We start from the raw sequence: 15,114 nt of genomic DNA, 5'->3' as shown, positions 1-15,114 counted from the left end.
TCACCGCGGGCGACGGGTGAAGAGAGCGGCCCTTTCCGCGACGAACTCCCGCACCGTCGTCGCGGGCCTTCCCGTGATCGATTCGACGTCCCCGGTCATCCGGTCGTAGCGGTTCTGGCGGTGCAGGCGTGCCATGGTGACGATGTGCTCCTCGGTGTGCGCCGGGAGTCCCGCGGGTGCGAGGTCCCGCTCGACCCAGGTGTCGAGCGGGACGTCCACGTAGCGGATCTCCCTTCCCAGGGCCAGGGAGTATTCCTCGGCGACCCCGTCCATCCCCTGCGACCTGGGGCCCGTCAGCTCGTAGACGTGCCCGACGTGAGGCCGGGGGTCCCGCAGGATCGTGGCGACCACGGCCGCGACGTCGCCGGCCGCGACGGGCGACGTGCGGCCGGTCCCGAAGGGAAGCCGGATGGTCCCGCTGTCGGCGATGGAACGCTCGGCCAGCGTCGTGAACATCGGGTTCTCCAGGAAGACGGTGGGCCGGACGTGCACGACCGGGAGCCCCGACCAGTCGAGCACCTGCTCCGACAGCCAGTGCAGCCGCTGCTGGTGGGACTCCGCGGTGCTCAACGCGTTCATCTGCGACACGGTCAGCTGCGAGATGCCGACCAGGACCTCAAGGGCGCCCACCGCGCGGGCCACCGTCGCGACGGTGGCGGCGGCCTCCAGGTACGACGGCGACACGCTCATACCGAAGAACATCCGGGAACTGCCGTCGAGGGCGTCCGCCACGTCCGTGGGGCTGGTGAGGTCACCGATCACCACCTGCGCGCCGAGGGCGCGCAGCGCGTCCGCGCGCTCGTCGTCGCGATGCGCCATCGCCCGTACGGGCAGGCCGCGTGCGCGCAGCAGCTCCACCACGGTGCGCCCGACGCCCCCGACACCTCCGCCGGCACCGGTGACGAGGACGAGGTCGTCGTCGGCCATCGCGATGTCTCCTCACCTCGGGGTGGTCACGTCGGGGTGGTCACGGTGCCGAGGCCGCGGCGCTCCCGGCCGGTCACGGATCGCGGCGCGCACCGCCCCCGGCACTCTGACACACCGTGATCGGAACACTACTCCGGGCCATGTTCCGGCGCACCGGCCGATTCGACCACTTATCGGTCACATGACCATTTCAATCCGCCCGCGTTCCCCCGGTGGCCACGGCCTGCCGTTCTCGGACGGTTTCAGGCTGATCGTGTGAACGGCGCGGGAGCGAACCCCTGAGCCTTCAACAAGGGAGCCGCCGTCGAGCTGATGAATCGGAATCCTGACATATCCAGCCTTCAAGCACACCGCTATGTGTGCGGCCTCTCTCAGGATCAAGCGGCTGCCCGATACAACGAAGTGACCGGGTATCAAACCAATCTGGGTGGTACCTCCATCAACGCCTGGGAAACATGGGCTGGATCGCCTCCATCATCACCCAGAGAAGCCAGAAGGCCGTCAAGGCCCCTGAATCGGGACCTTGACGGCCGTCTGCGGTGATCTGCTCATGGCTGCCATGAGCGGTGGTGGACGATACAGGGATTGAACCTGTGACCTCTTCCGTGTCAGGGAAGCGCTCTCCCGCTGAGCTAATCGTCCTCGCTGCGAACCAGAGGTGGAGACGGGATTTGAACCCGTGTACACGGCTTTGCAGGCCGTTGCCTCGCCTCTCGGCCACTCCACCGAGTGGGGGACCGGAGTCCCTTCCGAGCGGAAGACGGGATTCGAACCCGCGACCCTCACCTTGGCAAGGTGATGCTCTACCACTGAGCCACTTCCGCGTGCCTCCGGGGCCTGCCCGGACTCACTGCGAGAACTCTAGCGAATACCCGGCCACTCCCCAAACCGAGCAGTACCGGTATCGTGAGATGTAAGGAGCCAGCAACGGGTTCACCAGTTACCAAGTTCAACCTACGCGAGAGAGTGACAGCATGCGCGACAACGAGGTCGTGAACGTCGGACCGGAGCCGCTGAGCTTCGAGCAGGTCGTCGAGGTCGCCAGGCACGGTGCCCCCGTGCGCCTCACCGACGACGCCGTGGCGGCCATGGCCGCGGCCCGCACGCGTGTGGACGAGCTGGCCGAGAGCCCCACCCCCGCCTACGGCGTCTCGACCGGGTTCGGCGCCCTGGCCACCCGGCACATCGACCCGGCGCTCCGCGCACAGCTGCAGCGATCCCTCGTCCGCTCGCACGCCGCCGGGTCCGGCCCCGAGGTCGAGGTCGAGGTGACCCGCGCGATGATGCTGCTGCGCCTGCACACCCTGGCCACCGGCCACACCGGCGTACGCCCGAAGACGGCCAAGGTGCTGGAGAGCCTGCTCAACGCGCGGATCACCCCCGTCGTGCACGAGTACGGCAGCCTCGGCTGCTCCGGCGACCTCGCGCCGCTCTCCCACGTGGCCCTCACGATCATGGGTGAGGGCGTCGTCCGGGACGCCGCCGGAGAGCGGGCCGACGCCGCGGAGGCGCTCAAGCAGGCGGGCATCGAGCCCGTCGAACTGGTGGCCAAGGAGGGGCTCGCGCTCATCAACGGCACCGACGGCATGCTCGGCATGCTCATCCTGGCCATGGACGACCTCGCCCGCCTGTTCAGGACCGCCGACATCGGCGCGGCCATGAGCGTGGAGGCGCTGCTGGGCACCGACCGCGTCTTCGCCGCCGACCTGCAGGCCCTGCGCCCGCACCCCGGGCAGGCGGCCAGCGCCGCCAACCTCAGGGCGCTGCTCGCGGACTCGCAGATCATGGACTCCCACCGGGACGGCACCTGTACCCGCGTCCAGGACGCCTACTCCCTGCGGTGCGCCCCGCAGGTCGCCGGCGCCGCCCGTGACACCCTGGCGCACGCCGCCTCGGTCGCCGGACGGGAGCTCGCCTCGGCGATCGACAACCCGGTGGTCCTGGCCGACGGCCGGGTGGAGTCCAACGGCAACTTCCACGGCGCCCCCGTCGGCTACGTGCTCGACTTCCTCGCCATCGCGGTCGCGGACATGGCGAGCATCTCCGAACGCCGCACCGACCGCATGCTGGACGTGGCACGCAGCCACGGCCTACCGGCCTTCCTCGCCGACGATCCCGGTGTCGACTCCGGTCACATGATCGCCCAGTACACCCAGGCGGCGGTGGTCTCCGAGCTCAAGCGCCTGGCCGTGCCCGCGAGCGTCGACTCGATCCCGAGCTCCGCCATGCAGGAGGACCACGTCTCCATGGGCTGGTCGGCCGCGCGCAAGCTGCGCCGCTCGGTGGACGGCCTCACCCGGGTGCTCGCGGTGGAGATTCTCACCGCCGCGCGGGCCCTGGACCTGCGCGCCCCGCTGCGTCCCGCCCCGGCGACCGGAGCCGTGGTGGCCGCCCTGCGCCAGGCCGTCCCCGGCCCGGGACCCGACCGCTTCCTCGCACCGGAGATCGAGGCGGTGGTCGGGCTCGTCGCGGGCAACGCGGTCGTCGCCGCCGCCGAGACGGTCACCGGCCCCCTGGCCTAATACCGTCCCGCCGGGACGGCGGCGATCACGTCCACCTCGATGAGCAGCCCCGGCGAGAACAGCCGCGACACCTCCACAGTCGTGCTGGCCGGGGGCGCGCCGGTGATGTGGCGCCCGCGCACGGCCCCGTACTCCGGCAACAGCGACATGTCGATGAGAAAGGTCCGGATGTGGGTCACGTCGTCGAACGTGCAGCCCTGATCGGCGAGGACGCGTGACAGCTGGTCCATCACGTACTCGGACTGGCGCGTCATGTCCCCCTCGCCGACCACCTTCCCCTCCCCGTCCAGGGCCACCTGCCCGGAGACGAACAGCAGGTTCCCCGCCCTGGTGGCGTGAGAGTAACGCCCGTTGGTGGCGGGGACCGTGGCCGGGTTTATCCTCTCCACGCCTGTACGGCCCCGCTGGTCGCTCCGCTCCGTGTCCCGGGCCGCCCCCGCGGGACCGGTCACGGTGAGGTGCGCGAAGATCGCCGTCAGGTCCGCGTCGCCCAGCCCGGCCGCCGTCGCGCCGGCCAGCCGCTTCCCGGCCGCGGCGGCGAGGGTCCGGGTCCCGTGCGCGGCCAGTGCCATGTCCTTGGCGGCCAGGCCGAGGGCGTAGCGCGTCTCGTCCGGGCCGTTCTCGACGGCCGGGCGGACCCGTTCGGTGAGCGCTCCCAGCGGTGTGCCGCCGAGCACGTCCAGCAGCGTCCCGATGTCCACCCCGGTCGCCTCCGCGCAGGCGACGGTCTCGGCGAGCAGCACCTGGGCGGGCACCAGCGCGCTCATCACGGCCAGCTTCATCGCCGCGCCCGCACCCGGGCCGCCGACCTCGCGTACCAGGCCGAACACCTCCAGCGCCTTCCGGCAGCGGGCCAGGTCCTCGGGGAGCCCGCCGGCCAGCACCGTCAGCGTGCCGTCCCCGGCGGGTCCCACGCTGCCCAGGACCGGTGCGTCGACCAGCCCCACCCCGCGGGGAAGCAGGTCACGGAGCCCGGCCACCGCCTCGGGCCCGATCGTGGACATTTCCGCGACCACGCTGCCCGCCCGCAGCCCCGGCGCCGCGTCCGAGAGCACCCGCCGCACCGCCGCCGGGTCACCGAGCATCGTGATCACCAGTTCCGCGCCCGCCACGGCCCTCGCCGGCGAGGTCGCCACGGTGGCTCCCTCGATCGCGCGGGGGGTGCGGTTCCACACCGTCACCTCGTACCCGGCCGCCACGAGCCGCCGGGCCATCGGGGTGCCCATGCGCCCCAGACCAAGAAAGGAAATCATGCGCCTCACGGTATGGAACCGGCGAGGCATTCCACCAGCGACTAGATTGCATATAAGCCATGCAGAGGAGGAATGTGTTCGACATCGAAGGGCTCCGCCTGCTGGACACCGTGGTCCGCACCGGTTCTTTCACCGCGGCGGCCGCCAGGCTCAGCTACACCCAGTCGGCGGTCTCCCGGCGCATCGCCGCGCTCGAACACCGCGCGGGCGGCCCGTTGTTCGAGCGGCTGGCGCGCGGTGTGCGGCTGACGCCCGCCGGTGAGGCGCTGCACCACCACGCCCAGGTCGTGCTGAACCGGCTGACCAGGGCGGAGGAGGAGCTGGCCGGCATCCACGGCGGCTACCGGGGGCGGCTGCGGGTGGGCGCGTTCGCCACCGCCAACGTCGTGCTCGTGCCGGGTGCCCTGCGCGAGTTCCGCGAGCAGTTCCCCGAGGTCGAACTCGTCCCGATCGAGGGGCCCAGCCGGAGCCTGCTGCGCCGCATGGGAGAAGGCGGCCTGGACGTCGCGGTGGTCAGTGACTACCCCTCCGAGCTGCCCCGCGAGGAGGAGGTGGAGATGGTCGAGCTGGCCGACGACGAGCTGTTCGTCGCGCTCCGCCGTGACCACCGGCTGGCCGGAGAGGAGATCGTCGACCTGCGCGAGCTGCGGGAGGAGACCTGGATCGAGGCCCCTCCGCCGGGCCGGGCCACCGCCCTCGCCGCGGCCTGTGCAAGGGCCGGGTTCACCCCCCGTGCCTCGGTCAGGATCAGCGAGTGGACGGGCAAGTTCGGGTTCGTCGCGGCCGGGCTCGGCATCACGCTGGTGCCCGCCATCGCCGCGCACGCCGTACCGCCCGATCTGGTGCTCCGCTCTCTCGGCGAGCTCGCCCCCCGCAGGACCGTTTACGCGGCCCTGCCGCCGGTCCCGCTGCCCGCGGCCCGCACCCTGGTGCGCCTGCTGGCCGTACAGGCGAGACAATAGGGAAGTGCATGACTCTTTTGCGCATGTCACCGGATATCTGGCCACGGGGCTCCGAGACATCACCACCGACCTGACCGCCTTGGACGGCGAGGGATGGTGGGCCGTCGTGGTCGACTACGAGGGCAAGGTGACGTGCGCCAGGTTCGACGACGTCCGTCAGGCCCCGCTGCCCGTGCCGCGCGGTCCCTGGCGCGGGCCGCACCCGTCGTCGTGGCGCAGCTCCCTGGATCGGGCCGCGTACGAGGACGGCGTGCGGCGCATCCGCTCGTACATCGAGCGTGGCGAGGTCTACCAGGCCAATCTGTGCCGGGTGCTGAACGCGCCGCTGCCCGCGGGAGGGGAACCGGACCCGCTGGCACTGGCCGTACGGCTGGCGGAGGGCAACCCCGCCCCCTACGCCGCGACGGTGAGCCTGCCGGGACTGAGCGTCGTGTCGGCCTCTCCCGAGCTCTACCTGTCCAGGGACGGCGACGTGGTCGAGTCCAGACCGATCAAGGGGACCGGAGTCACCGAGGAGGACCTGCAGGAGAAGGACTACGCGGAGAACGTGATGATCGTCGATCTCGTCCGCAACGACCTGGGCAGGGTCGCCGAGGTCGGCTCGGTGAGCGTGCCCGCCCTGTGTGAGGTGGAGGAGCATCCCGGTCTCGTGCACCTGGTCTCCACGGTCAGGGCGCGGCTCGCGCCGGGGTGCGGGTGGCCCGAGCTGTTCGGCGCGACCTTCCCGCCGGGGTCGGTGACGGGGGCCCCGAAATCTTCCGCCCTGCGTATCATCGATGAGCTCGAACCCGAGCCGCGCGGGCCGTACTGTGGGACCGTGGGCTGGGTCGACGCCGGCCGGCGGCGGGCGTCGCTGGCCGTGGGGATCCGCACGTTCTGGCTGTCGTCCGGCGAGATCCGTTTCGGCACGGGCGCGGGCATAACCTGGGGGAGCGACCCGCGCCGCGAATGGGACGAGACCGAGTTGAAGGCCTCCCGGCTCGTCGCTCTGGCATCAACATAAGGTTCAGAAGGAGTCGCATGAAAGTACCTATATGGCTCAACGGGGCACTTGTCTCTCCGGATCAGGCCACCGTTTCAGTTTTCGATCATGGTTTGATGGTCGGGGACGGGGTGTTCGAGACCATCAAGTGCGTGAACGGCACCACGTTCGCGCTCACCCGCCACCTTGACCGGCTCACGCTCTCGGCGCGGCGCATGGAACTGCCCGACCCCGACACCGACGCGATCGCCGACGGGATCCGTGCCTGCCTGGCCGAGGCCCCGCAGTGGCGGCTCGGCCGCGTCCGGGTCACCTACACCAGCGGCCCGGGGCCGCTCGGCTCGGACCGGGGCGAGGCGGGCTGCACGACCGTGGTGATCGTCGACGAGCAGAAGCCGTTCCCGGCCACCGCCGACGTCACGGTCGTGCCCTGGCCGCGCAACGAGCGCGGCGCGCTCGCCGGGGTGAAGAGCACCTCCTACGGTGACAACGCCAGGGCGCTGTTCTACGCCAAGGCCGCCGGCGGCGGCGAGGCGATCTTCGAGAACACCGCGGGAGACCTCTGCGAGGGCACCGGCAGCAACGTCTTCATCGTGCGTGACGGCCGGCTGGTCACCCCCACGCTCGCCTCGGGCTGCCTGGCCGGGGTCACCCGCGCGCTCGCGCTGGAGTGGTGCGGGGGAGCCGAGGAGGACGTCCCGCTCTCGGCCCTGTACGAGGCGGAAGAGGCGTTCCTGACCTCCACCACCCGTGACATCCAGCCGATCCGCGCGGTCGACCAGACCGTGCTGCCCGCCGCGCCCGGTCCGATCACCGCCAAGGCCATGCAGGTCTTCGCCGAGCGCTCCGCCGCCGACCTCGACCCCTGAGGTTCCGGGTCTCCGGTTCCGGCGAGGGCACGCCCCCGCCGGAAGGCCGGTCGTCCGGCGGTCACCGACCGGCTAGTAGGACACCTGGGTCTGCGCGTTCAGCTCCTTGAGCCTGACCTTGGCCGCCGGATCGGTCAGCGGGTCGTCGATGCGGAGCACGTCCAGGCCCCTGGTGATGTCACTGGAGTAGATGTGGCCGTTGTAGTAGTACGCCGACCACGAGCCGCCGACTCCCGAAACCGGGCCCCGCTCGAAGAAGCCGATCTCCCGGGGGCTGGCCGAGTCGGTGAAGTCCCAGACGGACACCCCGCCCTGGTACCACGCCTGGACCATGATGTCCTTTCCCGGCACGGGTAGCAGCGACCCGTTGTGCGCGACGCAGTTCTCGTCGGACGTCTGTTCCCTCGGGATCTTGAAGTAGCCGCGGAGCGTGAGCCTGAGGTCCTTGCCGAGGTCGTACACGGCGCTGGCGCCCTTGGTCTTCGGGGTGCCGGAGTCGCAGGTCGCGCTCATGCCGCCGCCCAACTCGTCCCCGAAGACGACCTTGGTGGCGTCGTTGTTGAACGTCGCCGAGTGCCAGATGGCGAAGTTCTCCCGGTCGCTCACGTGCTGGAGCACCTTGGGGTTGGCCCGGTCGGTGATGTCCAGCAGGACTCCGTCGCCGAAGCAGGCCGCGGCGGCCAGGTTCTTCTCGGGGTAGGCCGTGATGTCGTGGCAGCCGCCGAGGCCGCCCTCGCCGGGCTTGTCGGAGAGCACCGGTTGCGAGATCACCTTGGCGGTCTCGGGGGCCTCGACGGGTACCTCGACCACGGAGATCTTGTTGTGCGGCGCCGGGCAGGTCGTCGACTGCGGCTCGGGGCCCGGGGAGGAGATGTAGAGGTAGACGCGGCCCGCGTCGCCGCCGGGGACGAGGGTGTGGGTGTGCGAGCCGCAGTCGGTGCGGACCGCCGAGACGAACCTGGGGTGGGACTTGTCCGCGATGTCGAAGATCCGGATGCCCTCCCAGCCGTCCGACTCCGGCTCGCCGCGCTGGGCGTCGCACTCCGGGCCGACCCGGGCGGAGTCGATCGACAGGAACAGCAGGTTCCCGCTCACCGAGACGTCGTTCTGCTCGCCGGGGCAGAGCACCCGGCTGACCACCGAGGGGTGTGAGGGATCGGAGATGTCGAAGACGCTGAAGCCGTCGAAGTTGCCGACGAACGCGTAGTCGCCCTGGAAGGCCAGGTCGGTGCCCCAGGCCTGGGGCCCGTCGAGCGGGGCGCCGAGCGGCACGTTGGCCAGGTGCGTGACGTTGTCGCTGTGGGTGCCGTCCCCGGAGATCCCGGGGGAGGGGGATTCCGCCGGTTTCTCAGTGGCGCTCGTGCTCTTCTCCGAGGCGGCCGCGGGCGGTGGGGCCTGGGGCGTTGGATCCGCCCCGCATCCGGCCACAAGAAGTAGCGCGGCCAGGCCGAACGCCATGGTCGATCGCACGGTGCCCCCCATTACGTCGGTCCACTTGCCCCATTATTGAAGCTATGCGGAGGATTCGTATGCCGAGTCAGGTTATCGCGGTGATCATGGCGACAGCGGTCCTTGGCGGATGCACGGAGGCGGCACAGCCAGGATCGGCACCGCTCGTCGCGGAGACCGGTGCGCCGGTGATAATCCCGGGCGGCCCCGGCGAGGCGGGCCGTACGGCGCGGCCGGGCGAGCATCTCGGGGAGTCCGAGGCCAGGGTCACGGCGGCCGACGTGAGGTTCGCCGAGGGCATGATCCCGCATCACCGGCAGGCACTGGAGATGGCGGAGCTGGTCCCGGCCAGGTCGTCCTCGCCGGTCCTGCGGAAACTCGCCGAGCGGATCACCGTGGCGCAGCGGCCGGAGATCGCGGCCATGACGTCCTGGCTGGAGGCGATCGGCCGGGCGCCGCAGGGGCACGAGGGGCATGACGAGCACGCTGTCACGCTGGAGGAGATGAACCGGCTCAGGGGGGCCAGGGGAGCGGCCTTCGACACGCTCTTCCTGACCCTCATGATCGCTCACCACGAGGCGGCGGTCACGATGGCCGGGCTCCAGCTCCGCGAGGGCGCCGACCGGGCCATGCTGGCCGTCGCCAAGGACGTCGTCTCGGGCCAGGGCATCGAGATCGCCCGGATGCGGCGCCTGCTCAAGCCCGCGGCGTAGGCGGCGGTTCCGTCGAAGGGCGCGGTGAGAGCCGGGTCAGGAGCTCCAGAGCATGTTGCTGAGCTCGGCGTCCAGATCCATGAAGTCGGTCTCGCGACCCGCGGGCACCAGCTCGTACGTCCGGTGCAGGAACTCCGTGAGCGGAGTCAGCGGCACCTCGAACAGCGCCTGTCCGAACGGCGAGGTGAGGCTGATGTGCAGCGTGCGCTCGCCGTCGGCGCGCGCCGGCCACACCTGCACGTCGCCGTCGCCCACCCGCCGCACGATGCCGACGGTCAGCAACTCGCGGGCGAAGATCCACTCGACCGGCTCGTCGTTCCCCACGTGGAAGGCCATTCTGATCGCGTAAGGATCGTCGGCCGTGTAGCTGAGTCCGGCAAGCAGGGGGACGGTGGTACGGTCGGGGACCACAAGCCGAAGGCCTAGCTCGGCAGAGACGGTGGCGCTGTTCATCGTCAGCCAAACCTTTTCGTCGTCGGTCCCCTCTTCGGGGCTTTCACTGCTTTCAAGCGGACTTCGCTCCGCATGAGCCATCACGCGGAACAAAGAAACCTGTAGGAAAGATTCCGCCTCTACGCCCTTCTGTAACGCACATCACAGCGCGACATTTGGGCATCTACCGGGCTAAACATCACCAACAGGGCCGTATTTGCAAGGGTTTTGCGTCTCGTTTTGGTCACCGTCGACTCCCTGGCGGGGCGTCTCGGGTGATTCGGGTCGAGCCCGGGTCGTTCGGTGCTTCTATGGATCAGGATGATGCTATGACACCGTAGCCCCCCGTCGGATGCATCCTCAGAGCTTTGCCTCCCGAGTGCGTCATCTCTCAAGATCAAATTTAGTGGCGGACACCGCTTCGCGGGCGCTCCCGGATTGCTGTATGGTTTTCCACGTCGGCACCGCGAGGGGTCGGACAGGGCGGGCGATTAGCTCAGCGGGAGAGCGCTTCGTTCACACCGAAGAGGTCACTGGTTCGATCCCAGTATCGCCCACACTAGCAAGACACAGGTCAGAGCCCGGCGGTTGACATCAACCGCCGGGCTCTTTCGTTGTTCCGCGATCTTTCGGACGGCCGGGCATCCCGGACGAGTTCCCGGCCCCGCTCGCCGGGTGGGACGGGTTTCCGGCAGGGCGGGCCACGTCCGGCATCCACGCATCGGAATCCGGTCCTGGGGGCGGCTCCGCCTTCCCCGCCGTGCCTGCCCGATGTGTCTCCCGCGTGTCTCCCGCGCCAAGCTCGCCGCCCGGTTTCGCCGTGCCGGTTTCGTGGTGCCGGCTTCTCCCCGTGCCCCGAGGCCCGCGGGCGTTCCCTCGCACCGGTTTGAGGGGACCTGCGGGCCCGGGGGCAAGGGATCGCACTCGGGGCTGTAAGGCGAAGTAAGCCGTCCTTCTCGACCCGTTGACGCGGCCGTAGCACGTATGTAACCTTTGGCCAACGCGATGCAAGAATATTGCAAAGTCCTGTTAAATTTTCTCTCTTCCCCGCAACTTCCGGTAGTGATGTGCCGCGCCACACATCCGTCGTATCCCTCCGGAAGAGCCCCCAGGTGACGTCGTTCCCGGCGTCGCATGGGCGCACCCGGCGACCAGCACCCCCCAGCGACGAACGAGACGAGTTTCGCGGACCGCCCCATCGCAGGTCACACCGGTCGGCCCGCCCGCCGGATGTCACGACTCCGAGTCCGCGTCTCGTGAGCGAGGCGCCCGCGCGCGCCTCGCGCCGCACGGCGGAGGCCCCGGCCTCCCATCCGACCCTGTCGTTCCAGCCGAGAGATAGAGGAACGCGATGAGAAAGCAGTACCTGGCGTTAAGGCTGGTGGCGGCGATGGCCGCGACCAGCCTGCTCGTCCTGGCCGGGGCGGTCTCACCCGCCGCGGCGGCCGGCCCCAACCTCGCGGTGGGTAAGGCGACCTCGTCAAGCAGCACCACCGCCCCCTACGGCGCGGCCAACGTCACCGACGGCAATGCCAACACCTACTGGGAGAGCAGCAACAACGCCTTCCCGCAGTGGCTCCAGGTGGATCTCGGAGCCGTCACCAACGTGGACCAGATCATCCTGAAGCTGCCCCCGGCGGCGGCCTGGGCCACCAGGACGCAGACCCTGTCGGTGCTGGCGGGCACGAGCGCCTCGCCCACCTCCACCATCGTCGGCTCCGCCGGCTACACCTTCAACCCGGCGACCGGCAACACGGTGACGATCAACTTCGCCGCGACCACCGCCCGCTACCTCCGGCTGAACATCACCGCCAACACGGGCTGGCCGGCCGGCCAGGTCTCCGAGTTCGAGGTGTACGGACCCACCGGCTCCGGCGGTGACACGTCGCCGCCGACCACGCCGTCGAACCTGGCCTACACCGAGCCCGGCTCCGGCCAGATCAGGCTGACCTGGAACGCCTCGTCCGACAACGTGGGCGTGACCGGGTACGACATCTACGCCAACAACGTCCTGCGCGCCAGCGTGGCGGGCAATGTCCTGACCTACACCGACACCCAGCCGGCCACCGCGACGGTGTCCTACTACGTCAAGGCCAGGGACGCGGCGAACAACGAGTCCGGCAACAGCAACACCGTCACCCGTACCGGCAGCACCGGTGGCGGCTCCAACCTGGCCGTCGGCAAGGCGATCACCGCCTCCTCCTCGGTCTTCACCTTCGTGGCCGCCAACGCCAACGACAACAACACGGCGACCTACTGGGAGGGCAACGGCGGCAGCTACCCCAACACGCTGACCGTCAGCCTGGGCGCGAACGCCACCCTCAACTCGGTCGTGCTGAAGCTGAACCCCGACAACGTCTGGGCGACGCGTACCCAGAACATCCAGGTTCTCGGGCGTGAGCAGAGCTCGACCTCCTTCACCAGCCTGGCGGCGGCGGCGAACTACACCTTCAATCCCGCCTCCGGCAACACGGTGACGATCCCGGTCGGCGGCTCCTACGCCGACGTCCAGCTCAAGATCACTTCCAATACCGGCGCCCCCGCCGGTCAGGTCGCCGAGTTCCAGGTCATCGGCACCCCGGCGCCGAACCCGGACCTGACGATCACCGGCCTGACGGCGTCCCCCGCCTCCCCGATCGAGACCGACGCGATCACGCTGTCGGCCACGGTCAAGAACAACGGCAACGCGGCCGCCGGCGCGACGGACGTCAACTTCTACCTGGGCACCACCAAGGTCGGCACCGCCCCGGTCGCCGCGCTGGCCGCGGGGGCCTCCGCCACCGTCTCGGCCGGCATCGGCGCCCGTGACGCCGGCAGCTACCCGCTGAGCGCCAAGGTCGACGAGGCCAACAGCGTCATCGAGCAGAACGAGTCGAACAACGACTTCTCCAGCGCCTCCCCGCTCGTGGTCAGGCCCGTCGACACCTCCGACCTGGTCGCGACGACCAGCTGGACCCCGAGCAACCCGGCGAACGGCAACGTCGTCACCTTCTCCGTGACGATCAAGAACCAGGGCACCGTGGCCTCCGCGGGCGGCGCCCACGGCATCACGCTGACCGTCGCCAACGAGGCGGGGACCGTGGTCCGCACGCTGACCGGCTCCCACACCGGTGTGATCGCCGCGGGCGCCACCACCGGCCCGGTGAACCTGGGCACCTGGACGGCGGCCAACGGCAAGTTCACCGTCAAGACGGTCCTCGCCGACGACGCCAACGAACTGCCGGTCAAGCGGGCCAACAACACCGTCACCCAGCCGTTCTTCGTCGGCCGCGGCGCCAACATGCCGTACGACATGTACGAGGCCGAGGACGCCGTCGTCGGCGGCGGGGCGGCCGTGGTCGGCCCGAGCCGAGACATCGGCACCCTGGCGGGTGAGGCGTCCGGCCGCAGGGCGGTGACGCTGAACACGACGGGCAGCTACGTCGAGTTCACCACCAAGGCCAGCACCAACACCCTCGTCACCCGCTTCTCCATCCCCGACTCGGCGGGCGGCGGCGGCATCGACTCGACGCTCAACGTCTACGTCGACGGCACCTTCCTCAAGGCCATCAACCTGACGTCCAAGTACGCCTGGCTGTACGGCGCGGAGGCGAGCCCGGGCAACTCGCCGGGTGCCGGCACGCCGCGTCACATCTACGACGAGGCCAGCATGATGCTCGGGACCACCGTCCCGGCCGGCAGCAAGATCAAGCTGCAGAAGGACCCCGCCAACACCACGACGTACGCGATCGACTTCATCAACACCGAACAGGTGTCGCCGATCGCCAACCCCGACCCCGCCAGGTACACGGTTCCGGCTGGATTCACCCACCAGGACGTGCAGAACGCGCTCGACAAGGTGCGGATGGACAACACCGGCACCCTCGTCGGCGTCTACCTGCCGCCGGGCACCTACCAGACGGCGAGCAAGTTCCAGGTCTACGGCAAGGCGGTCAAGGTGGTCGGTGCCGGCCCCTGGTACACCCAGTTCCGCGCGCCGTCGAACCAGGACAACACCGACATCGGGTTCCGCGCCGAGGGAACCGCGAACGGCTCGTCCTTCGCCAACTTCGCCTACTTCGGCAACTACACCTCGCGCATCGACGGCCCGGGCAAGGTGTTCGACTTCGCCAACGTCGCGGACGTGGTGATCGACAACATCTGGAACGAGCACATGGTCTGCCTCTACTGGGGCGCCAACACCGACCGCGTGACGATCAAGAACTCCCGCATCCGCAACATGTTCGCCGACGGCATCAACATGACCAACGGCAGCACCGACAACCTCGTCAGCAACAACGAGGCCCGTGCCACCGGTGACGACAGCTTCGCGCTGTTCTCGGCCATCGACGCCGGCGGCGCCGACATGAGGGGCAATGTCTACGAGAACCTGACGTCCATCCTGACCTGGCGGGCCGCCGGCGTCGCGGTCTACGGCGGGTACGACAACGTCTTCAGGAACATCTACATCGCCGACACGCTGGTCTACTCCGGCATCACGATCAGCTCGCTGGACTTCGGTTACCCGATGAACGGCTTCGGCGCCAGCCCACCCACCCGGTTCGAGAACATCTCGATCGTCCGCGCCGGCGGTCATTTCTGGGGACAGCAGGTCTTCCCGGCGATCTGGGTCTTCTCCGCCTCCAAGGTCTTCCAGGGCATCCGCGTCAGCAACGTGGACATCGTGGACCCGACCTACGGCGGCATCATGTTCCAGACGAACTACGTCGGGGGCCAGCCGCAGTTCCCGGTCAAGGACACCGTGTTCACGAACGTCTCGATCACGGGCGCCAAGAAGAGCGGCGACGCCTTCGACGCCAAGTCCGGCTGGGCCATCTGGGCCAACGAGATGCCCGAGCCCGGCCAGGGCCCGGCGGTCGGCTCGGCCACGTTCAACAACCTCCAGATGAGCAACAACTTCCAGAACATCAAGAACACGACGTCGACCTTCACGATCAACGTCAACCCGTAGCAGGAGCGGGAAGACAGCGCCGGTGCCGCCGGGAGGGACGCCCCTCCCGGCGGC

The 15,114-nt window shown here is 69.6% G+C and carries 10 protein-coding genes and 4 tRNA genes; 7 read left to right on the top strand and 7 right to left on the bottom strand.

Going from position 1 to position 15,114, the window contains the following annotated elements:
- The 4 genes from ABZU75_RS31755 to ABZU75_RS31740 form a co-directional block, all read right to left on the bottom strand.
- On the bottom strand, window positions 1-927 hold the full coding sequence (locus tag ABZU75_RS31755; RefSeq protein WP_355562189.1) for an NAD(P)H-binding protein: 927 nt from the start codon (window positions 925-927) through the stop codon (window positions 1-3).
- Between the two features lie 567 nt (window positions 928-1,494).
- Window positions 1,495-1,569: transfer RNA gene (locus tag ABZU75_RS31750), tRNA-Val, on the bottom strand.
- A 14-nt stretch (window positions 1,570-1,583) separates the two neighbouring features.
- Window positions 1,584-1,654, bottom strand: a tRNA-Cys gene (locus ABZU75_RS31745).
- A gap of 25 nt (window positions 1,655-1,679) precedes the next feature.
- A tRNA-Gly gene (locus ABZU75_RS31740) sits at window positions 1,680-1,751 on the bottom strand.
- Between the two features lie 150 nt (window positions 1,752-1,901).
- Here ABZU75_RS31740 and hutH point away from each other — a divergent pair.
- A complete protein-coding gene (gene hutH, locus ABZU75_RS31735; RefSeq protein WP_350927217.1) occupies window positions 1,902-3,449 on the top strand; it encodes a histidine ammonia-lyase in 1,548 nt (515 codons plus the stop codon).
- On the opposite strand, the gene ABZU75_RS31730 is transcribed toward hutH, so the two are convergent.
- Window positions 3,446-4,702: an NAD(P)-binding domain-containing protein gene (locus ABZU75_RS31730; protein ID WP_355562186.1), complete on the bottom strand. Its 1,257-nt coding sequence runs from the start codon at window positions 4,700-4,702 to the stop codon at window positions 3,446-3,448. The genes hutH and ABZU75_RS31730 overlap by 4 nt on opposite strands.
- 74 nt (window positions 4,703-4,776) lie before the next feature.
- Between ABZU75_RS31730 and ABZU75_RS31725 the strand changes: the two genes are divergently transcribed.
- Genes ABZU75_RS31725 through ABZU75_RS31715 form a run of 3 tightly spaced genes read left to right on the top strand, consistent with a single transcriptional unit; the run spans window position 4,777 to window position 7,515 of the window.
- A complete protein-coding gene (locus ABZU75_RS31725; protein WP_355562184.1) occupies window positions 4,777-5,664 on the top strand; it encodes a LysR family transcriptional regulator in 888 nt (295 codons plus the stop codon).
- Window positions 5,665-5,668: 4 nt separating this feature from the next.
- Entirely contained in the window at window positions 5,669-6,667 is a 999-nt protein-coding gene (locus ABZU75_RS31720) for a chorismate-binding protein (protein ID WP_355562181.1), read from the top strand.
- A 17-nt stretch (window positions 6,668-6,684) separates the two neighbouring features.
- Entirely contained in the window at window positions 6,685-7,515 is an 831-nt protein-coding gene (locus ABZU75_RS31715) for an aminotransferase class IV (protein WP_355562178.1), read from the top strand.
- 72 nt (window positions 7,516-7,587) lie between these two features.
- On the opposite strand, the gene ABZU75_RS31710 is transcribed toward ABZU75_RS31715, so the two are convergent.
- Window positions 7,588-8,985: a hypothetical protein gene (locus ABZU75_RS31710; RefSeq protein ID WP_355562175.1), complete on the bottom strand. Its 1,398-nt coding sequence runs from the start codon at window positions 8,983-8,985 to the stop codon at window positions 7,588-7,590.
- A gap of 59 nt (window positions 8,986-9,044) precedes the next feature.
- On the opposite strand from ABZU75_RS31710, the gene ABZU75_RS31705 reads away from it, so the two are divergent.
- Window positions 9,045-9,677 carry a DUF305 domain-containing protein gene (locus ABZU75_RS31705; protein WP_355562172.1) on the top strand — a complete coding sequence of 211 codons (633 nt, stop codon included), beginning with the start codon at window positions 9,045-9,047 and terminating at the stop codon, window positions 9,675-9,677.
- Window positions 9,678-9,713: 36 nt separating this feature from the next.
- On the opposite strand, the gene ABZU75_RS31700 is transcribed toward ABZU75_RS31705, so the two are convergent.
- Window positions 9,714-10,130, bottom strand: coding sequence for an SsgA family sporulation/cell division regulator (locus ABZU75_RS31700; protein ID WP_350927231.1), 417 nt, complete (start codon window positions 10,128-10,130; stop codon window positions 9,714-9,716).
- A 464-nt stretch (window positions 10,131-10,594) separates the two neighbouring features.
- On the opposite strand from ABZU75_RS31700, the gene ABZU75_RS31695 reads away from it, so the two are divergent.
- Together ABZU75_RS31695 and ABZU75_RS31690 are read left to right on the top strand one after the other, a co-directional pair.
- Window positions 10,595-10,666: transfer RNA gene (locus ABZU75_RS31695), tRNA-Val, on the top strand.
- A 794-nt stretch (window positions 10,667-11,460) separates the two neighbouring features.
- A complete protein-coding gene (locus ABZU75_RS31690; protein WP_355562167.1) occupies window positions 11,461-15,060 on the top strand; it encodes a discoidin domain-containing protein in 3,600 nt (1,199 codons plus the stop codon).
- The last annotated feature ends 54 nt before the right edge of the window (window positions 15,061-15,114 follow it).

This window comes from Streptosporangium sp. NPDC005286, from assembly GCF_040607515.1.
Taxonomy (GTDB): Bacteria; Actinomycetota; Actinomycetes; order Streptosporangiales; family Streptosporangiaceae; genus Streptosporangium.
Note: the sequence above shows the minus strand (reverse complement) of the source record. Positions and strands in the feature narration are given on the sequence as shown.

Excerpts from the sequence above, each read along its gene's own strand:
- ABZU75_RS31755 (WP_355562189.1), bottom strand. The coding sequence starts at position 927 with ATGGCCGACGACGACCTCGTCCTCGTCACCGGTGCCGGCGGAGGTGTC.
- hutH (WP_350927217.1), top strand. The coding sequence starts at position 1,902 with ATGCGCGACAACGAGGTCGTGAACGTCGGACCGGAGCCGCTGAGCTTC.
- ABZU75_RS31730 (WP_355562186.1), bottom strand. The coding sequence starts at position 4,702 with ATGATTTCCTTTCTTGGTCTGGGGCGCATGGGCACCCCGATGGCCCGG.
- ABZU75_RS31715 (WP_355562178.1), top strand. The coding sequence starts at position 6,685 with ATGAAAGTACCTATATGGCTCAACGGGGCACTTGTCTCTCCGGATCAG.
- ABZU75_RS31705 (WP_355562172.1), top strand. The coding sequence starts at position 9,045 with ATGCCGAGTCAGGTTATCGCGGTGATCATGGCGACAGCGGTCCTTGGC.
- ABZU75_RS31700 (WP_350927231.1), bottom strand. The coding sequence starts at position 10,130 with ATGAACAGCGCCACCGTCTCTGCCGAGCTAGGCCTTCGGCTTGTGGTC.
- ABZU75_RS31690 (WP_355562167.1), top strand. The coding sequence starts at position 11,461 with ATGAGAAAGCAGTACCTGGCGTTAAGGCTGGTGGCGGCGATGGCCGCG.